Source organism: Aeribacillus sp. FSL K6-8210 (genome assembly GCF_037963925.1).
Lineage (GTDB): Bacteria > Bacillota > Bacilli > Bacillales > Aeribacillaceae > Aeribacillus > Aeribacillus composti.
Genome location: NZ_CP150172.1, coordinates 598,297 through 618,956 on the forward strand (window position 1 = coordinate 598,297; position 20,660 = coordinate 618,956).

17 protein-coding genes and 3 pseudogenes are annotated in these 20,660 nt (G+C 36.0%); 17 read left to right on the top strand and 3 right to left on the bottom strand.

Annotated features, from left to right (window positions below; genetic code table 11):
* Positions 1-2: 2 nt before the first annotated feature.
* The 14 genes and pseudogenes from csrA to pseC all read left to right on the top strand — a co-directional run bounded on the left by csrA (position 3) and on the right by pseC (position 13,806).
* Positions 3-245, top strand: a complete 243-nt coding sequence (csrA, locus tag NSQ41_RS03040; protein ID WP_339198730.1) for a carbon storage regulator CsrA — start codon at positions 3-5, stop codon at positions 243-245.
* Positions 246-440: 195 nt separating this feature from the next.
* Complete coding sequence (locus NSQ41_RS03045) at positions 441-1,157, top strand: flagellin (RefSeq protein WP_339210966.1); 717 nt, start codon at positions 441-443, stop codon at positions 1,155-1,157.
* Between the two features lie 354 nt (positions 1,158-1,511).
* A pseudogene (locus tag NSQ41_RS03050) lies at positions 1,512-1,625 on the top strand (flagellin); the annotation flags it as partial.
* Between the two features lie 83 nt (positions 1,626-1,708).
* Positions 1,709-2,227, top strand: a complete 519-nt coding sequence (locus NSQ41_RS03055) for a hypothetical protein (RefSeq protein WP_339210968.1) — start codon at positions 1,709-1,711, stop codon at positions 2,225-2,227.
* Positions 2,228-2,229: 2 nt separating this feature from the next.
* Entirely contained in the window at positions 2,230-3,918 is a 1,689-nt protein-coding gene (locus tag NSQ41_RS03060; protein ID WP_339210969.1) for a 6-hydroxymethylpterin diphosphokinase MptE-like protein, read from the top strand.
* A 617-nt stretch (positions 3,919-4,535) separates the two neighbouring features.
* A complete protein-coding gene (pseB, locus tag NSQ41_RS03065; RefSeq protein ID WP_339210971.1) occupies positions 4,536-5,504 on the top strand; it encodes a UDP-N-acetylglucosamine 4,6-dehydratase (inverting) in 969 nt (322 codons plus the stop codon).
* A gap of 11 nt (positions 5,505-5,515) precedes the next feature.
* Positions 5,516-6,274 carry a TylF/MycF/NovP-related O-methyltransferase gene (locus NSQ41_RS03070; protein WP_339210973.1) on the top strand — a complete coding sequence of 253 codons (759 nt, stop codon included), beginning with the start codon at positions 5,516-5,518 and terminating at the stop codon, positions 6,272-6,274.
* A 107-nt stretch (positions 6,275-6,381) separates the two neighbouring features.
* On the top strand, positions 6,382-7,479 hold the full coding sequence (locus NSQ41_RS03075; protein ID WP_339210975.1) for an ATP-grasp domain-containing protein: 1,098 nt from the start codon (positions 6,382-6,384) through the stop codon (positions 7,477-7,479).
* 12 nt (positions 7,480-7,491) lie between these two features.
* Positions 7,492-8,373, top strand: a complete 882-nt coding sequence (locus NSQ41_RS03080) for a class I SAM-dependent methyltransferase (protein ID WP_339210976.1) — start codon at positions 7,492-7,494, stop codon at positions 8,371-8,373.
* A gap of 12 nt (positions 8,374-8,385) precedes the next feature.
* Entirely contained in the window at positions 8,386-9,060 is a 675-nt protein-coding gene (locus NSQ41_RS03085) for an HAD family hydrolase (protein ID WP_339210977.1), read from the top strand.
* A gap of 763 nt (positions 9,061-9,823) precedes the next feature.
* Positions 9,824-10,546: a glycosyltransferase family protein gene (locus tag NSQ41_RS03090; protein WP_339210978.1), complete on the top strand. Its 723-nt coding sequence runs from the start codon at positions 9,824-9,826 to the stop codon at positions 10,544-10,546.
* Positions 10,547-10,554: 8 nt separating this feature from the next.
* Positions 10,555-11,595, top strand: coding sequence for a UDP-2,4-diacetamido-2,4,6-trideoxy-beta-L-altropyranose hydrolase (gene pseG / locus NSQ41_RS03095; protein WP_339210980.1), 1,041 nt, complete (start codon positions 10,555-10,557; stop codon positions 11,593-11,595).
* Between the two features lie 4 nt (positions 11,596-11,599).
* On the top strand, positions 11,600-12,646 hold the full coding sequence (pseI, locus tag NSQ41_RS03100; RefSeq protein ID WP_339210981.1) for a pseudaminic acid synthase: 1,047 nt from the start codon (positions 11,600-11,602) through the stop codon (positions 12,644-12,646).
* A gap of 14 nt (positions 12,647-12,660) precedes the next feature.
* Positions 12,661-13,806, top strand: coding sequence for a UDP-4-amino-4,6-dideoxy-N-acetyl-beta-L-altrosamine transaminase (gene pseC / locus NSQ41_RS03105; protein ID WP_339210983.1), 1,146 nt, complete (start codon positions 12,661-12,663; stop codon positions 13,804-13,806).
* A 358-nt stretch (positions 13,807-14,164) separates the two neighbouring features.
* Here the strand turns inward: pseC and NSQ41_RS03110 are convergent.
* Positions 14,165-15,320 (bottom strand): annotated as a pseudogene (locus NSQ41_RS03110) (IS256 family transposase).
* Positions 15,321-15,503: 183 nt separating this feature from the next.
* Here NSQ41_RS03110 and NSQ41_RS03115 point away from each other — a divergent pair.
* Positions 15,504-16,355: a DUF2920 family protein gene (locus NSQ41_RS03115; RefSeq protein WP_339210985.1), complete on the top strand. Its 852-nt coding sequence runs from the start codon at positions 15,504-15,506 to the stop codon at positions 16,353-16,355.
* A gap of 337 nt (positions 16,356-16,692) precedes the next feature.
* On the opposite strand, the gene NSQ41_RS03120 is transcribed toward NSQ41_RS03115, so the two are convergent.
* The gene (locus tag NSQ41_RS03120; RefSeq protein ID WP_311066867.1) at positions 16,693-16,944 is read right to left on the bottom strand and encodes a hypothetical protein; all 252 of its coding nucleotides are present in this window, start codon (positions 16,942-16,944) and stop codon (positions 16,693-16,695) included.
* 141 nt (positions 16,945-17,085) lie between these two features.
* Between NSQ41_RS03120 and NSQ41_RS03125 the strand changes: the two genes are divergently transcribed.
* Together NSQ41_RS03125 and NSQ41_RS03130 are read left to right on the top strand one after the other, a co-directional pair.
* The gene (locus tag NSQ41_RS03125) at positions 17,086-17,277 is read left to right on the top strand and encodes a YjfB family protein (protein ID WP_311066868.1); all 192 of its coding nucleotides are present in this window, start codon (positions 17,086-17,088) and stop codon (positions 17,275-17,277) included.
* Between the two features lie 804 nt (positions 17,278-18,081).
* On the top strand, positions 18,082-19,173 hold the full coding sequence (locus tag NSQ41_RS03130) for an NAD(P)-dependent alcohol dehydrogenase (protein WP_027725901.1): 1,092 nt from the start codon (positions 18,082-18,084) through the stop codon (positions 19,171-19,173).
* 260 nt (positions 19,174-19,433) lie between these two features.
* On the opposite strand, the pseudogene NSQ41_RS03135 reads toward NSQ41_RS03130, so the two are convergent.
* Positions 19,434-20,634, bottom strand: a pseudogene (locus NSQ41_RS03135) (transposase).
* Positions 20,635-20,660: the final 26 nt, after the last annotated feature.

A 20,660-nucleotide genomic window follows, 5' to 3' on the forward strand; every position in this document is an offset into this window, starting at 1 on the left:
CCGTGCTCATTTTAACAAGAAAGCTGAACGAATCCATCATTATCGGCGACAACATCGAAATCACCATCACCGCCATCGAAGGCGACCAAGTCAAACTCGGCATTAAAGCTCCAAAACAAATCGACATCCACCGAAAGGAAATATACGACACCATTCAAACAGAAAACAGCGCGGCTTCCCGCACCGACCTTGACCTGTTAAAACATTTTCAAGAAAAGCTCAACAAAAATAAACCTGAGGTTTGAGCTGGAAAACTGTAACCAAACAAGAATTTTTAACAATTTTATTTTTCTATTAAAAAAGTCCCATTTTTTCTTTAAACCCTATTAAACATCAACAAAACAATCCGATATAAAACATGTAAAGAGCAGCGGCGGCCGACGCGGCTCTTTACATACCACATGGAAGTGGAAAAACGACAATTCAAGGAGGAAAAAATCATGAGAATTAACCACAACATCTCGGCGTTAAACACTTACCGCCAACTTTCATTTAACAACACACAAACTGCGAAAAACCTTGAAAAACTTTCTTCCGGCTACCGCATCAACCGCGCTGGCGACGATGCAGCAGGTCTTGCGATCTCTGAAAAAATGCGCGGCCAAATCCGCGGGTTGGAAATGGCACAAAAAAATGCTCAAGACGGCATTTCTTTAATTCAAACTGCTGAAGGAGCTCTAACAGAAACTCATGCCATCCTTCAACGTCTACGTGAGCTTGCTGTACAAGCTTCGAATGATACAAATGTTGAAGCTGATAGAAAGGCTATAAAAGATGAAATTGACCAATTGGTGGAGGAAATCGATCGAATTGCTGAAACGACTGAGTTTAACACACAAAAGTTATTAAGCGGGAATTTTTCTAGTAAATATTTACAGATAGGTGCTAATAAAGGTCAAACAATCACAGTCTCTATTAACAATATGAATGCAAACGCACTTGGTGTAGATAGTTTGGAAGTTGACGATGTTACAAAGGCAAACGCTGCAATTTCTGCTATTGATACAGCGATTAGCAAAGTTTCATCTGAACGTTCTAAACTTGGTGCAATTCAAAACCGTTTAGAACACACAATCAACAATTTAGGTGCTTCTGCTGAAAACTTAACTGCTGCTGAATCACGTATTCGCGACGTAGATTATGCTTTAGCCGCTTAACTAATCGGCGACAAGCACAGTCGTCCTAACTGGAAACGGTTAGGAGTATGACCGGGTGAATTGCTGGAAACCCCTTAGAGCCTTTGGCGCCACAACGAAGCTGGAAACGGCAAGCGTGATGGCTTGAAAAGCCAAAGGATTGGGCAACCGAGCAGCCAAGCTCCTGTCTCGAAAGAGTGGAGAAGGTTCAACGACTAGGACATACCGCCTAAGGCGAATGCTATGGTGATGAAGTCCGTAGGATGAACAGGATTCTTCCATCGTCCTGCTTCAATCCGAAGTGCCCGGCCCCTAACAGGTAAAGCTGAGGGTGAAGATATAGTCTAGTCATTTGTGAAAGCAAATGTTCGCACGATGGCGAAAGAAATGATGGAATTCACGAAGAACAACATTCTTTCTCAAGCTGCTCAAGCGATGCTGGCTCAAGCAAATCAGCTGCCTCAAGGAGTTTTGCAATTACTTAGATAAGAAATGGAATAGATATTATTATAATAATAAAAGAATAGATAGCCATGGGGCTATCTATTCTTTTATTCAGGGAGGAACGTAAAATGATATTTGTAAACGATCAGTTAGTTGTACAAGATACAACTTTAGAAGAGGCATTAACAAAAATAAAAGAATATTTGTGGAAGCATCATTTAATTATTATAAACAATGAAAATGTTCCTTTAACAGATTCGCAATTGGAAGAAGTGATTAAACAAAACGAGAACCAGCAAGTTTTTTTTAAAGCGATTAAGATAAAAGAATTATTATTCGAAATTTATTCAGAATTAAACGATTACGTAGACAAAATTGAACAATATATTGATAATATTAGGGATGAAGAAAACTATTCTTCTGTTCAAGAAGCTTTTGCGAATGTTGTAGAAGCATTAATTGAGTTTTCAAATACACAAAAATACCTGGATATAAACGTGATTGATCCAAAAAGATTGGAGGAATTTTCTTTAAAGGCATTGCGACAGACCCAATTAGGTAATGTAGAATATGTGCTTGATTTAATGGAATACGAACTTGTTCCATTGTTTAAAAGGCTATTAAAGCAATTGGAAGAAAGGATGTAAAGATGAAGTATCAAATTGTATCTCAAATAGCTGATGATGGTTCTAAAATATTCCTTTTTTCAGACGGATATAAACAAATACCTTTGAATTCTATATATTCACCAGAAAAAGAAGCACAGCGTTTTATTAAAAAAATGGGAGTCGTAAAAAATCATTTAGTAATTATTATTGGTGTTGGAAATGGAGCGTTGATCGACTGTTTGGTTAATAGCCATGTATATAAGGAATCCGCTCATTTTATCTTTGTTGAACCATTTAAAGAAATTGCTCTTTCTGAAAATACATTGAATTTAATTAAAAATGAAAAAAAGCTCAGTTTTTACTATGTGGATGAGTTGACTTCTCTTGTATTTTCTCAATATTTATCTGCCTTTATTTCATTACCGACAAGTATATTAATTCATCCAAACTATCAAAAAATTGACCCTTCAATATTGAAAAAATGTTTACAAATTATTAATGATGGTATTAAAACAAGAAAAATTATGAACAATACTGAATTGAAATTCGCCGTTGATTGGATTATTGAGCCTTTATTAAATTACCCTTATATTGACAAAGCTATAAATTTGAAAGATTTAAAAAATAAATATGCTGGTGAGAGAGCTGTTCTCATTGCTTCTGGTCCTTCTTTGAAACAAAATATGGGCACAATCAAAAAGATTCAATCATCTGCTTACACGTTTTCAGTAGGTTCTGCTTTACGGGCTGTTTTAACAAACGGAATAACACCTGATTTTGTTTTAAGTATAGATGCTGGTGATATCAACTATGAAACGCATTTTAAAGATTTATATTATGATGGGACATTAATTTTCGAAACATTGTCAAATTCTAATATACAAAGAAATCATAAAGGAACTCTTGTCGTATCACGTTCGCTAAATGATAATATATCCTCATTAACTTTTCCTGATTTGCATACATTTCAATTTAATTCGCCTTCTGTTGCAATTTTTACTTTGCAAGTAATCGCTTATTTAGGTTTTTCAGAAGTATACTTAATTGGACAAGACTTGGCTTTAGTCGATGGAAGATATTATGCAGATGGTATTCGTGAGCACGGAGGCGCAAAGTCAGTAAAAATTGAAACAGAAGTGGAAAATAATCGAGGGGAAATGGTCGGAACTACGCATGCTTTAAAAATCTTTTTAGAATCTTTTGAAAATGTTATTAAAACATTTTCTAATATTAAAATTTATAATTTATCCGAATTTGGAGCGAAAATAAAAGGAACTGAGTTTATTCATCCAAATTCAATAAAAGAGTTACCAGAAAGAAAAGCAATTCAGTTAGAACGTCTTCATGCTATCAATGCAGGTATTGGCCTAGACAACATTAAAGAAGTAATACATAAATTTGAACAGGTTTTGGAGCAAATGAAAAAAGCTAAAAAATCAATTGAAAGGCTGCTTAAGATTGGGAGCATTTCAAATGATGATATGAAAAAAATTTTGAAATCCTTCAGGAAAATTAGCAAAGAACCTCTTATTGAAAAAGTAATTATGTCAAATTTAACTTTTATGTTTAATAAAATAGTTAATAAATTTGAATATTTTGAGGACAAAGCGAAATATTCAAATGACGATTTATTGGCTTTGACAGAAGAACTAAAGAATTTTTATCTGTTAGTTATAAATTACATAGAGGATGTCGTTTCAGATAAAAGGATTACAAAACTGATTAAATAGTTGTAAGAATAATTTTGGATTTGTGTCAAGAGCGGTTGTGTTAAACGGTAAATACTTACGGCTCATATCAAGTCAGTTAACAAACCGTGTGGACAAAATCACCAATGGATAGGTTGAAAATGGCGAATTGTCAGTAGAAGTAAATAGGGGCTGTCCAGAAAGTCAAAATCCACTGAAATCGAAACATCATAAGCATTGATATATCAGCGTTTCTAAAACATTAAAGGGGCGTCTATAAGCCGGAAAATCGACTTATTAGACAGCCCCAAATAGAAGTTAATTCATGAAAATTTAATAACTTGCACCGTTATTTACGACAGTGAATGAAAAAGATGAAGTATTAATAAAATTATTTTACAAAGCATTTCTCCGACCAATGACACAATTTGAAAATGAATTTGCATCAAAGGAATTAATCGCTATCCCTAACAGCTCTGATCTGAGACCCACAAGGCAAAAGTAATTATGACATGATATAGACCCTAATTGCAGATGGGATTGTATCTGTATGAAAAAGGTTTAAACAATGTATACAAAAAGATATTAGAAATTGTCAATTGATATTTTTAAGCAGATAAAAATAATTGGTCAGAATAGAAGATGAGGAAGGATTCAAAATGATATTAGATAAAAAAGTTGTTTTAATTACAGGTGGAACAGGATCTTTTGGTAAGATGTTTGTAAAAAAAATATTAGAATATGATGTAAAAAAAGTCATCGTATTTAGCCGTGATGAATTAAAACAATATGAAATGGCACAGGAATATAAAGATCCAAGAATTCGCTTTTTTATTGGTGATGTCAGGGACAAAGAACGGTTATATCGCGCGTTTGATGGGGTTGACTATGTTGTCCATGCAGCGGCTATGAAGCAAGTACCGGCTTGTGAATACAATCCGTTTGAGGCGATTAAGACAAATATCCATGGTGCTCAAAATGTGATTGAAGCTGCTATTGATCGAGGAGTAAAACGAGTGATTGCACTAAGTACTGATAAAGCGTGCAGTCCAGTAAATCTTTACGGAGCCACGAAACTAGCATCAGACAAGCTATTTGTTGCGGCTAATTCTTATGTTGGTGATAAGGAAACGAGATTTTCCGTAGTTCGTTATGGAAATGTAGTTGGCAGCCGTGGAAGTGTTGTTCCTTTCTTTAAAAAAATTCGTCATACAGGTAAATTACCGATTACAGACGAACGGATGACTCGTTTCTGGATCACACTTGATCAAGGTGTTCAATTTGTGATTGACTCTCTTGCGAGAATGCAAGGTGGAGAAATCTTTGTTCCGAAAATTCCAAGTATGAGAGTCGTAGACTTAGCAAAAGCGATTGCTCCGGAATGCGAAATTGAGATTGTTGGAATTCGACCAGGAGAAAAATTACATGAGGCGATGATTACAGAGGATGACGCAAGACATACTGTTGAGTTTGATACATACTATGTTATCCAACCGGAATTTCCTTGGTGGTCACGAGAATCAGTGAAAGGTGGAAAGCCCCTTCCAGAAGGTTTTAAATATACAAGTGATACAAACACGCAATGGTTAACGGTAGAAGAGCTACGAGCGTTAGTAGAAGAAATGTAATCATAGGAGGTATGATTTTGGATACGAATGAGTACAGTATTATATTTAAATCTTCATCGGATGAAAGGAAAAAAAGGCTTGAATTTGTAGATATTTTAAAAAATACTCCAATACCAGACAACGAGCTTTTAATGAATTTAGGATTATATTTAAACCGACAGCTGTTTAGTCGGATACTTTTTATGCATGAACTCTATAAAAAAATAATAAATGTTCATGGTGTAATTATGGAATTTGGTGTAAGATGGGGACAAAATTTAGCTCTATTTGAAGTGTTTAGGGGGATATATGAACCTTATAATTATACAAGGAAAATAATAGGGTTTGATACGTTTTCTGGTTTTCCTTCAGTTAACAAAAAAGATGGAAAAAGTGTAAGAAAAGGTGATTATTCTGTTAGCGAAAATTATGAAGAGTATTTAAAAAAAGTTTTAGATTATCATGAAAGCGAAAATCCAATCCCACACATTAAGAAATCAGAAATTGTCAAAGGGGATGCTACAAAAACCATTTTTGAATATTTAGAAGCACACCCAGAAACAGTTATTGCACTTGCTTATTTTGATTTCGACTTATATGAACCAACTAAGGTTTGTTTGGAAGCAATTCGCGATCGATTGACAAAGGGGAGCATAATAGGATTTGATGAATTAAATCATCCTCAATTTCCTGGCGAAACATTGGCGGTGAAAGAGGTTTTAGGATTAGATAAGTATAAAATTCAAAGATCTCCTTTAAATCCTTATGTATCTTACATTGTTATTGAATAAGTTTTTACTTATGAGTGATTTTTTACTCCGAACTCAGGCATGAGAATAACAGTTTTGGTCAACGGTTATTTTCACAGAAAAAGCTTGAGAAAATGAGTAGGTGAATTATGTATTACAAATGTTTATCTGAACAAACATTTATACATGGAAATTTTTTATCTCATTCGACATTTTTGACTGAAAAAACCATTAACCAAATGGAAACCGTAGATTCTAAAATAAATAAGTTTGAGCAACAGAAAAAAAAGAAAGATTTCGATAAGAGCAATGTACTGATCACAAGTATATCTAAAAAAGTAGCTTTACTTAAACAAGTAAGGGAAGCGGCTGAAAAATTGGGTACGATCGATAAAATTTATGGTGGAGACGTCAACAATAAATGTATTGGTTTATATTTTGTTGATAAATTTTGGAAAATGCCAGAACTAGAAGATTTAAAAATTGATCAACTAATTAATTATTGTAAAGATAATAATATTAAATATATTATTCCATCACGTGATGGAGAACTTGCATATTTTGCTCAACACAAGGAATTATTATGTGCTAATGATATTTATGTAATGGTTTCTAGTCCACCATCCATTAATGTAACCTTGGATAAATATTTATTTGCTAAAGAGTTGAAGAGATTAGGGTATCCAGTCATTCCGACAGCATTAGATATGAAAGAAATAGATAGTCCATCCTTAGTTGTAAAAGAGCGTTATGGAGCAGGATCTAGAAATATAGGAATTAATTTGGACAGAGAAGAAGCTGTACAGCATGCTTTAAGTTTAAATAACCCTATTTATCAGCCTTATATTAAAGGAGAAGAATATAGTGTTGACTTATATGTAACTTCTAAGAAAAAAACAAAAGGTGTAATTGTAAGAAAGCGAGATGTTATTGTCAATGGTGAGTCGCAAATAACGACTACTATAAGAAATGAAGGACTTGAGGAAATATGTGCAGCATTAGCAGAGGATTTAAATTTATTTGGTCATATTGTTATGCAGGTGATTATTGATCAAAAAGAAAATTACCATATTATTGAGGTGAATGCACGTTTTGGTGGTGCATCTCATTTAAGTATTAAAGCTGGATTAGACAGTTTTTATTGGTTTTTTCTCGAGTCTTCGGGACATAACATAGACGTTTATCCTTTTATTAGAAATAAAGAAGAATTGAAATTGATTAGATATCCAGAAGATCTAATTATTTAGGAGAGGATTATTTTGTTTGATAAAGTAGTGCTAAATAAATATGGTTTTTATGAATTAAAGAATAAGCCCAATCCTTCAGAACTTGAGCAGTATTACTCAAAAATGTATTATCAAGAATCAAATTCTACGTATAGAAAAAGTTATTCTGACGAAGAAATTAAATATTTTTATAACAAAATTGAACAAAAGCATATAGTAGTCCAAAAGCTTTTAAATAAAAAAGAAGTCTTAAGATTTTTAGATGTTGGATGTGGAGAAGGATGGGCACTAAAGTATTTCAGTAATCATTCTTGGGAAGTAAAGGGGTTAGATTATAGCTCTTACGGTTGTGAAATGATGAATCCTGAATGTCTTCCTTATATTATCCAGGGAGATATATTTGAGAACCTCGACTTGTTAATAGACACAGGAGAAATCTATGATGTTATTTTGCTTGATAATGTATTAGAACATGTACTGAATCCAGAAGAACTATTAAATAAATTAAAAAAGATAGCAAATAAAGATACAATTTTAATTATTGAAGTACCGAATGATTTTTCCATCGTTCAAAAGAAATTGCTTGAACTTGGAAGTATTCAAGAACCATTTTGGATTGTTGTGCCAGATCACATTTCTTATTTCAATAACAAAGGATTAACTAATCTTTGTGAAGCAGTAGGGTGGAAGAAAGAATTATTATTAGCGGATTATCCAATTGATTTGAATTTATTAAATGAAGAAACAAACTATATCCTAAATCGAAAAGTAGGAAAAAGTGTTCATCAAAAAAGAATAATAATTGAAAATTTACTTCACGAAATCTCTATCGATGATACGATTCGTTTGTATAATGTTTTAGCTGAAATGGGACTAGGTCGAAATATCGTTGGATTCTTCCGTTTAGGAGGTTAGAGACGGATTTATATGATTGTTGTATTTGATTTAGATGATACTCTTTATGATGAGTTAACGTATGTAAAAAGTGGTTTTCAAGCTGTAGCCGCTTTTTTATCAAAAGAGTTGTCTGTTTCGGAACAAGAGCTTTTTGAGTGGATGTGGGAGCGACTTCAAACGAATGGGAGAGGCTCCATCTTTGATGATTTATTAATAAAGTATAATCATTTTTCAAAGAAATTGGTTAAACAAAGTATTTCTGTCTATCGGATGCATACGCCAAATATTACATTGCCACAAGAAACGTTAGAATGTTTGGAAACTATTTACAACTATCCTAAATATATTGTCACAGATGGGAATAAAATTGTTCAACATAAAAAGCTTCAAGCTTTAGGACTATATAAAAAGATGAAGTGTTGTTATATAACACATCGTTATGGTATTCGGAATGCTAAACCTTCGGCCTACTGTTTTTGGCATATAGCTAAACGTGAAAAGGTTCCTCCTGAAAAAATTGTTTATGTTGGTGATAATCCGCAAAAAGATTTTGTTGGTATTAAACCACTCGGGTTTCGAACGATTCGAGTGATGACAGGTCAGTATCGACATTTAGAAATGGCAAATGAGTTTGAAGCAGATATCCGCATTCCGTCTCTGAAACAATTGAAAGATGTTTTAGATAGAATAAAATTAGAAAAATGAAAATGTATATGCTAGAGATACGGAATATCTGATAAACATGATTTTCTACGACAGAAGAGAATAAAATGATCAAATGAGAATGTGAACTGTGGACATAAGTACGGGATAAATGACTGCAAGAATTAAACGAGATGTATAAAACAATAGGGGCGGTTAAAAGAGTCATAAGTGAAACAATTAGTTTCAATACTTGTCTGGAGCATACGATTGTATAGGAACATTTAGGAACTTATAAAGCTCTTGGACTAAAACTTTTCTTAAAGATGAAGCAAATTGAGTTTCTTCTTAATATATCGAGATACAAGGAAGAGTGAATATTTTTACAGATAAAGGGGGATTTATTGCTACTAAAGACTGCTGATGAATAGGAATGTATATTTAAAGAGAAAAAGCATAGTGAATTAAATGAAAAATGATTGAAATGATGAGATGGGCAGTTGCATAACATTTATTCGATCAAAGGAGAGCGATTTGTATGAAGCCTTATCAGAATTGCAGTTTCCAGTCAAAAATATATTGAAACAAGAAATTAAATTCTAATTAATTTATCACAGCAAGAAATTTTTGAGAAAACCAAGGAGATAAAAATAGGGTTTGGTGATCTAGCAATCATATCAATGTATATTTGTATTTGAATCGATTTTATCACAAATGATTAAGTTGCCAAAGAATGAAAACAATTAACTTTTGAGGAGAAAATGGTCAAAGTTTGTGAAAGACCAAACTGAAATAGGAATATTTAATAATATTTGGAAGTGATCGTATGAAAACTATTGTCGTCATCCAAGCCAGAATGGGTTCATCCCGTTTGCCGGGAAAAATTTTAAAACCGTTAGGCGAGCATGATGTTCTTACATATGTTGTAGAACGTTGTAAAAAAATAGATGGTGTGAGTGATGTCATTGTTGCAACTTCTACTTTAGCTCAAGATGATCAAGTAGAAGATTGGTGCAAGCGCCATGGATTTTCATTCTTTCGAGGGGCGGAAGAGGATGTGTTAGACCGCTACGTTCAATGTGCAAAAGTTTATGAGCCTGATTATGTGATGCGTGTTACAGCAGATTGTCCGTTTGTTGATTTTGAAATGGCAAATGAGATTGTGAAACTGATGGAACAGAAAAAAGTCGATATTATTGATTTAGCTGGAGAATTACCAAGAGGACTGGCTGTTGAATTAATCTCTTATCAGGCTTTGAAGTATATTCATCAACATGGTCATGAACCTCGCCATCGCGAACATGTCACTTATTATGCTTATGAATTTAGAGAAGAATTTGAACGGATTTCCTATTCAGTACCAGCTAATCGTCAGCACCCAGAGTTAAGAATTACTCTGGATACAGAGGAAGATTATGCCCTTTGCAAAGCAGTGGCGGATCATTTTAAAAATCCATTAGTTTCTAGTGTTGACGTTATTGATTTCTTATTAAAGCATCCTGAAATCGCAATTTTAAATAAACATATCCAACAAAAACCTGTTGTTTGAGGGAAAAGATGAATATTTTAATACGAACAGATGCGTCTGTGCAAATAGGTACGGGTCATGTGATGAGATGTTTGACGATTGCTCATGAAATGCGGAAGCGTGGACATCAAATTACTTTTGCCATGAGAAAGCTTCAAGGTCACTTAGCGGCCGTTGTTGAAAAACAAGGTTTTCATGTTGAAATGTTACAGTACGAAGGTGATTTTCAATTCGAGAAAGATGTAAAAGAAATTCAGCAATTGTTTTTAAGGCAAGATTACGATATTTGTATCATTGATCACTATAGGATTGATGAAAAATGGGAAAAAATGATTCGCCCTTTTATTAAAAAATTGATTGTCATTGATGATTTAGCAAACCGCTCTCATGATTGCGACATATTACTTGACCAAAATGTTGTGAATAATTATGAACATCGATACGATCACCTCGTGCCAAAGCATTGCAAAAAGCTGCTCGGACCTAAATATTTAATTTTACGAGAAGAGTTTACAAAAATTCGTGAAAAGATACGCCCTAGAAAAGCCGTTGTACAAAATTTGCTTATTTTTATGGGTGGAAGTGATCCGACCGGAGAAACGTTAAAAGTGATGAAGGCTTTCGAAAACTTTGCTGGTTCCTTTCATCATGTGGATATCGTTGTGGGGCAAGCAAATCCCGATAAAGAAACTGTGCGTACATATTGCGAAAAGTTCGGCTTTGCGTATCATTGTCAAATCGATTATTTGGCATCATTGATGGCGAAAGCGGATTTTTCTATTGGAGCTGGCGGCAGTACTACATGGGAACGTTGTTATGTGGGGTTACCTTCTTCAAGCACGATTGTTGCGGATAATCAAATTGAAGCAACAAAAAAGGCTGCACAGCTCGGAGTTGTTATCAATCTCGGTTGGCATGAAAAAGTAACAAGTAAAACATACGAAAAATTGCTTTACCAGATAATTGAACAAAAAGAAACCATTCAAAAAATGAGTATAAAAGGCTTGCAGTTGACAGAAAACCCAGATGGTCCGAATCCATGGGTGACTCCAATGTTAGAAATGTGGTGATAAAATGATTCAGATAGGTAATAGAAAAATTGGAAAAGGTGAAAAACCTTTTATCATTGCGGAAATGTCAGGGAATCATAATCAATCTTTAGAAAGAGCCTTAAAAATCGTTGATCTTGCGGCGGAAGCGGGTGTTGATGCGGTAAAACTGCAAACATACACCCCTGATACAATGACTTTAGATATTCATACAGGCGAATTTTTTATTGAGAGTGAGACAAATATTTGGAAAGGTCAATCATTATATAACCTGTATAAAGAAGCATACACGCCGTGGGAATGGCATGAAGCGATCTTTGAACGTTGCAAAAAGCACGGATTGCTTGCTTTCAGTTCCCCTTTTGATGAAACAGCAGTTGATTTTTTAGAAACATTAAATGTGCCAGCTTATAAAATTGCTTCATTTGAAAATATAGATATACCGTTAATTAAAAAAGTGGCTGCTACAGGAAAACCTGTTATTATTTCGACTGGAATGGCTACTGTTGCGGAATTGGATGAAGCAGTTCAAGCTGTTCGTTCAGAAGGCAATGACCAAATAATATTATTGAAATGTACAAGTACATATCCTGCAACACCAGAAAACTCAAATCTTGCAACGATCTCTCATATGCGAGAATTGTTTGGAGTTGAAGTCGGCTTGTCTGATCATACGATGGGCATTGGGGCAGCGGTGGCAGCCGTAGGTCTTGGTGCAACGGTAATTGAAAAACATTTCACCACTTCCCGTGCAGAAGGAGGAGTAGATGCTGCGTTTTCGCTAGAGCCCCATGAAATGAAAATGCTTGTTGAAGAAACGGAACGAGCTTGGCTTAGCTTAGGTGTTGTTCATTACGGCCCTACAAATGCGGAAAAGCCTTCGCTTGAACATCGACGTTCTCTTTATGTTACAGAGGATTTAAAGGCAGGGGATACCATCACCAAAGAGAATGTTCGTGCGATTCGGCCTGGACATGGATTGCCGCCAAAATATTATGATATAGTTCTTGGCAAAACAATTAAAAAAGACGTCAAAAAAGGAACCCCATTAAGTTGGGACATATTGTTGTAAATGAAGGTGGAACAATGAAAAAAAGGGAATCTTTCCTTTCCTACGGACAACAATGGATTACGGATGAAGATATCGAAGCGGTCGTAGCTGTGCTAAAATCGCCTTTTTTAACGCAAGGACCAAAAATTGAAGAGTTTGAACGAAAAGTAGCCGATTATGTTGGAGCGAAATATGCCGTTGCTTTTTCGAATGGAACAGCGGCTCTTCATGGAGCCTGTTTTGCTGCCGGGATCAGCGAGGGAGATGAAGTCATAACAACCCCGATAACGTTTGCAGCTACTTCAAACGCAGTTCTTTATTGTGGGGGAAAGCCTGTCTTCTCTGATATAGATGAACGGACATACAATATTGATCCTAAAGAAATACGAAAACAGATTACAGCGAATACGAAGGCAATTATCCCGGTTGATTTTACCGGCCAGCCGGCTGATATGGATGCCATTATGGAGATAGCTGATGAATTTGGGCTTGTGGTGATCGAGGATGGTGCTCATTCCCTCGGAGCAATGTATAAAGGTCGAAAAGTGGGCACACTTGCGGATATGACCATGTTTAGCTTTCATCCTGTAAAACCGGTTACGACTGCAGAGGGTGGAATCATTGTCACCGATTCCGAGGAATATTACGAAAAACTAAAACGTTTTCGTTCCCACGGCATCATTAATCAAAATTTATCAAGGGATGAAGGTCCATGGTATTATGAAATGATTGATTTAGGCTTCAACTATCGTATGACAGATATACAAGCCGCGTTAGGGATTTCACAAATGGACAAGTTGGATCGTTTTATTAAGCGTCGCCGGGAAATTGCCAACATGTACAATGAAGCTTTTAAAGATCTGGATTGTGTTGTCTTGCCAAAGCAGCTTGAAGGAACGAAATCAGGCTGGCATTTATATATGCTGCAATTAAAACTGGATAGGCTGGCAAGGAGCCGAAGGGAAATTTTTGAAAATATTCGCGCCGAAAATATTGGCGTCCATGTTCACTACATTCCTGTCTATTGGCATCCGTACTACCAGAAGTTAGGATATCAAAGAGGGATTTGCCCAAAAGCGGAACAATGGTATGAACAAGCGTTAACATTGCCGATTTTCCCTAGAATGACAGATGAGGATGTAAGGGATGTTATCGAAGCGGTGAGAAGAAATATTTATTAAACGAAGAAATTGGGTGAAAAAATGGCTAAGAACCACCAATTGAAAATTCCTGCTCATCCCAGTATTTATACAGGAAACAACAAAGGAAGACAACTTAATATATACTTCTCGGAACCTGAAACTGGCGTAAATGAAGATACAGGATTATTAATACTTATACCTGGATTTGGAGCAAATAGTCAATCTAATGTTTATAAAAGGTACTGTCAAGAATTTTGTGTAATGTAAGATAGATAGGGTATCTCTGAAATGGATTTAGATATAGAGAGGGATATTTCCTCCACACAGGAGACTGAATATTCAGTCTCCTGTGTGGAAAGAGAGAATCCCCCTTATCTCATTGATTTACATTATTTGGTTAATTGTAACGTTCTTCAAACATTCGTTGAAGGGCTTCATGTGCTTCGGCAAATCCTCGCAACTTTCGCCCTGCCCATTTCTCATTAAAATCTTGGATGGTCAAATACACGACTTTTTCAGCGGCTTCTAAACTACTCAAACTGTTCATCGGCTTTAGACGTTTCCGAATCTCTTTGATCGTTCGTTCAATGGCATTGGTCGTGTAAATCAAACTTCGAATACTGCTTGGATAATCCATAAATGTAAGGAGGACATCCAACTCATTGGCCCAAGATTGAACTTCTCTCGGATACTTGCTGGACCATTTCGACTCAAACTGTTGAAACATCTGTAACGCCATCTCCTTATTCGGTGCGCGATAAATCAGTTTGAGATCCTCTGCCACTTCAAATTGATCTTTTTTCCGAACACGATTTAAGGTATTACGTACTTTGTGAACGACACAGCGTTGCACATCGGCTTTCGGATAAACCGTCTTAAAGGCTTCCTCTAAACCCGGTAGTCCATCGAATACGCCTAGAAGTACTTCCTTGACGCCTCTTTTGTAGAGGTTTTGAAGAATTTCTTGCCATACATAAGCACTTTCTTGTCCTCCTACGAAGAAGTCGAGAATTTCACGATACCCTTCTTCGTTTACACCTAACACGACATAAATGACCTCTTTTTCTACCGTATCTCGACGAAGTTTCACGTACAACCCATCCAAATATAAGACCGAATATCGCTTTTGTAGAGGACGTGTGTGCCATTTCGCAATGTCTTCCTTTACCACATCCGTGATATGACTAATCGTTGTTGGTGAGTAGGCATTTCCTAAAATTCGTTCGATAAACTTGCCAATTTCACGCGTACTCATCCCACTTTGATACATTTTGATGATGGCTTCCTCGAGCCAGCCGGTATGGCGTTGGTAAGGGGTGAACAACTGCGTTTGAAATTCCCCGTTTCGGTCTCTTGGAACAGAAAGGACCATACTGCGTATCTAGGTTTCGCTGATAGTAGCCGTTTCTCATATTTGACGTTCCAGTCTGTTCCATTTCGAGGAAATGTTTTATTTCTTCACGCATGATGAGTTCTAATTTTTCCTTTACAAACTGGCGAATCGCACTTTCCAGTTGATTGACCCAGTCTACATTCGGTATACTTTTAGACATAGGTAGGGTTCTCCTTTCTCTAAGATTTTTGGCCAAATCAGAGAATACCCTACCTTTTTCTTTTGGTCTAGCAAAATGCTTTACACAAACTTTTATACATCATCTTATAAAAAAATGAGACAGCAATTTGCTGATCAATATAATTTGATTACGATACAATGCGATTATTTTGGAAGCGAGTTTATGCAGGATTCTAAGAGAGTGAAATTAAATTTTTCACTTACAGATTTTAAAGATGTTATTGAAGATATTGATTTAATGAAATTAAAATCCATTCAAAATTTTGAAGAATTTATTACAATTTTTGCCAAATATCCAATATCACTGCCTTTTCATGAATTGTTAGATGAAAATATTGAAAATTTTAATGATATGGGTTTCATGCAGGCATTGGATTTATTGACTGCATTATTTGCTGTAAAAATTATTTTAAATGACAATCAATTAAAATATAATGTCAATAAGGTCATTGCATATGGACATTCACACGGGGCTTATTTAGCTTATCTGTGTAATCGTATGGCGCCAAATGAATTTACTTTCATTATTGATAATTCTGCTTGGATGAAGCCTGAGTATTTATATACAAACCGTTTTCTTCATAAATATTATGGTAAATTGACTTTAAACATCGAATTCTCCTATTTAGCAAAAGAATTGGTCAAAGACAAAAATATCTTAACATTATCAAATTTATATAAAGGATTCATAAATAATGCGCAAATTTATTCTTTTTTAGGTACTGACGATAATTTAGTATCAATCAAAGAAAAAGAGAATTTTTGCAAAGGTTTGGGTCAAACAAATTTTTATTTGATTGACCAATCAAAGGTTGATCATAAAATATTTCATTCAACCACACATGGTTTAAATGCTGATTTTTTAGAAATGTTTAAATTTGTAATGGAACAAGTACAATGGGATAAAAAAGAAAAACATAAACGTAATCCTAATACTATTATTAATAGCCATCAATTTGAGTATCGAGTTGATTTTGATAAAGGATTGCCGGTAATGACTGTGAAAAAACTTTAAAAAGACATAAGCGAAACTAAGGGGGATAATGCTCTCTTGAAAGTAGTCATAAAAGTCAGCCTGCAATTTTCATGGTCAAAAATTTGACATGATTTATCGGTTAATACGAAAATCTAAGATTCTTTTTAAAAAACATTTCTGTAAAGATCGATAGGAAAGAAGAGTTGCTGGGAATTTTCGTGTGGCTGCAGCATGTGGAATTTTTTGGCAATAATGCTTTTGCTCTCTCAATGGGGAAAACAAACCTATAATTGCCTAAGTTTTTTGTCATGCTTTACGTTTTGGTGGAGACGAGTCGAGAGTTTCTTGTGCATCTGTTAAGTCAGTGCTATGCCTTCTACTTTTCTTCTTGTTGGCTAAAGCACTTCTCCATGTCTGTTCTTAAAAAATACATTTCTTTTTCCAAACCGTTCATTCTCGATTCTAAGTTGTCCATTCTCGATTCAAGACTATCCATTCTGGATTCCAAGTTGCCCATTCTTGATTCGAGGTCGTCCATTCTCGTTTCCAGCCGGTCGAACCGAGAGTCGATATGCTCTGAATGTTCTTTTAGAGCCTGTAAGATGGTTTTTAATGTTACCTCTTCCATTCTTTTTGCCGCCTCCTTCTTTTTTTAACAATATTATATAAAAAGAAACCTGAAAGATTAAACTTTTTCTCCTTAAAAATTCAGATTTGGTAAAAGCAGCCGATAATAAAAAGGAGTAAACTTTCAATTGGAGTTGATCATATGGATGTTGCTGCGCTCTCTGTTGCACTTAGTCAATCAAATGTTCAGCAGCAAGCAAGTCTATCGGTATTAAAGCTGGCCATGAACACCGCTGAACAAAATGGGAAAAACATTGCGGAAATGCTGAAGGGATCACAGCCTGCCGTCTCTCTTGAGCTGCATCTTGGAAACACTGTTGATTTGAAAGGATAAAAAGATTTGAAATCTTCTTCCTTTGAAAAAGCAGCTGCAACCTGATTTTCTTTCTGAGTTGCGGCTGTTTTTTCTTTTTAAGGAATTCCGAGTCGCTGATTGCGGGCAGCAGCTGTCTGAATGACATGACAACATCCAAAAAAAGATTCAATGGCTCAATCAGGAAAATGTTTAAGGCATTCCGCAGCTTTCATTGTGAAAGACAGAAAAAGGTTTAAAAAATACAGAACATTTGTTCCTGTTTTGTTATAATAGAAACAACAAAGATAAAGGTGTGGTGCAAAGGTGCAATGCAGCATTGTCCGAAGATGGAACAAATTTTACTACCGCTGATAAAAAGTTGATAAGAGCTTATGTCGAGTGCCTCCCTTTTTTCTGCCAGATGTATAGAAGGAGAATATTTTTATGTGGTTCGCGCAAGGCCTGAGGCTCATTGAAAGTATAAAGAGGAAATGCTCATATCAGGAAGAGTAAAAGAATCTTACAAGGGAAAAAGGAGAATAACAAGCAAAAAATGACTTTAAAGTTCATGAACAAATTTTCCGAACAACAGATTGAAGCCATCAGGCAGGCTGTTGAATTAGCACCTAAAAACAAATCATAAAAAAACACTTGCAATTATGGAATTGCCGCTCTTTTGTACGTTCAAGAGTGTTTTTCCGAAGCAGGGTCTCGCGTGAGATGTAAAAGTTAATTTTTCATGAGATCGATTATAAATGACAAGCATCTTGTCAATATTAAAGGCAAATCCTCATAAAATTTTTTTGATGGGCATACATACAAACGAACAGGAGGGATACTCTCATGAAAACAAAAGCGGCAGTGATTCATACCAAAGGGGAAGACTTTAAAATCGAAGATGTGGAGCTATCCGAATTAAAGGCGAATGAGGTATTAGTTAAAGTGGTGGCTTCCGGAGTTTGTCATACGGATGCAGTTGCGAGAGATATGGGGTTGACGCCGTTTCCCGTTGTTTTAGGACATGAAGGCAGCGGAATTGTAGAAAAAGTCGGATCAGGTGTAAAAACTGTGGAGCCGGGAGATAATGTTGTCATTTCTTATGCTTCCTGCGGCCATTGTGAAAACTGTTTAACCGGTCATCCTTCGACATGCGTCAATTTTAATGATTTGAATTTCGGCGGAACGGATGAAGACGGAAATCATCGGATTCATCAGGATAGCAAAGGAATATCAACGTTTTTCGGCCAATCTTCTTTTTCCGCATATGCGATTGCAAATGAGAGAAACGTTGTGAAAGTGGATCAAGAGGTCGACATCTCTCTATTAGGACCGTTGGGCTGCGGAATTCAAACGGGGGCTGGCACGGTTTTAAATAAATTGAAGCCGGAGTTCGGTTCTTCCATTGCCGTCTATGGCTGTGGGGCTGTAGGGTTAAGCGCGATTATGGCAGCCAAAATCGTCGGATGCAAACATATCATCGCTATTGATATTCATGCGAATCGTTTGGAGATGGCGAAAGAATTAGGAGCTACTGCTGCATTAAATAGCAAAGAAGTCGATATTGTGAAAAACATTAAAGAGATTACGAATGGCGGCACTCATTATGCCGTTGAAACGACCGGTGTACCTGTTGTTGTCCGCCAATCGCTTCAAGCATTGCGTCCGCTTGGACAAGTTGCCATTGTAGGTGTTACACCTGAAATGACCCTCGATGTCCACAATGATCTGATGGCAGAAGGGAAAACGATGATGGGTGTGATTGAGGGAGAGGCAGTGCCGCAAGTGTTCATCCCTGAATTGGTTGATTATTATAAAAAAGGCCTGTTCCCGTTTGATAAATTAGTCCGTTTTTACAATTTTGACGATATTAACAAAGCCTTTGAAGATTCCAAGAATGGGTTCACCATCAAACCAATTTTAAAAATCGCACAATAGTTGCTTCTAACGGTGCTGTTTCATTTCCCGACAAGCACTTCTTTGAAGTTTAAAGATTAAATCTAATATATAATCCCGCAGAAATACTTTAAGAATTCTGTGGGATTTTGGTATGTGAGCATTTTGCAAAATTAGATTTTTATTAAAAAGAGTTTTAAAAGAAACCCAAATAAATTGGGGTATTTTGTATCTTTGGTTTACAAATATTCTGTTTGTCCTTTTTTGGGCGTACTTGCAGAATTTTTCGCTTTAAAAATTTTTTAAGCGGTTTGTTGCTTTTTACTCTCTTTTGCCATTGCGAGAGCTGAAACCAGTAATACGATGGCGTTCAAGTAAATATGAGTTTTTACTTTATCGATTCCCCACACATGCAGGGAGTTCGCTGTAAGATAACTTTTCATTCTTGAATTGCACCGTTCTACACTGGTTCGCTCATTGTAAAGTTCTTTCCAACGTTTGGAATCGCGGTGTGGATTAGAGTACCGGCGAAGATCCTTATTCACGTTAATTTTTACTACCATTCCATAGTTGGAGGATGAACAGGCTGCCATTCCTAATGGGCAATCCACTTTTCCGGTTGCGTGTGGACATCTGAATTTGAGCTGGTCCTTATTGGCTCCCCAATAAGTCATTTCGTACCCCATAGAACAGCGTGGGGTTCCATTGGAGGCAATTCCTTCGGGAGTCATTTTCATTACGCAAATTGAGTGGAATAATAGCTTGAGCCCCGATGTTCTTGGCAGATTCGTAGTTTTTAAGCTGGTCGTACCCACCATCCATTATCAGGAAATCAATTTTAGAGTTTGTACAACTCTTTACTTGTTCAATTAATTGTGGTGCGACATCCCCATCGTTGATATGAGCAGGGGTTACTTCAATCGCCATTGGTAATTCACTTTTGGTGTCAACGGAAAGATGCATCTTATAGCCAAACCAAGTAATTTTATTACCGAAGGAATCAAACTTTGCCCCCCAATTGGCGTTGCCTGTTTGTTCACTTCGCTTCTTAGGCTGCTTCTTTTCGTAAGCATCAATGGCGGCACTGTCGATAGCCTGATGTTTTCCATCAATTACTCCTTCCTCTTGAGCTAACTGGACGAGATCTTGAAAGATTCTTTTCACGAGTCCAGTTTTGGTTAGTGAAGAAAATACTCGGCTAAGAGTAGAGATGGATGGTGCAGGCCTGCTAATATCTAAACCACATTGGTAACGAAAACGCAGGTCATTTTTAAATCGATTGTGAAGAGAAGTAAAAGTATCAATACCTTCTAATGGGGCAGCGATAAGAGCCCTTAATATCCCTTCTTTGGAATGTCCTTCAGCCCCTTGGGGTGAAGAACTTTTCAATTGTTTAGCATAAGGACGCAAATCTAGAGCACTAAAAAAGATCGGTAATTTCTCTTTTGACTCTAAAATTTGCAATTCTTCAAAGGAAAATAGACTTTCTTGTAGAATATACAAAGTGACTTCCTCCTTGTGGATTTTTG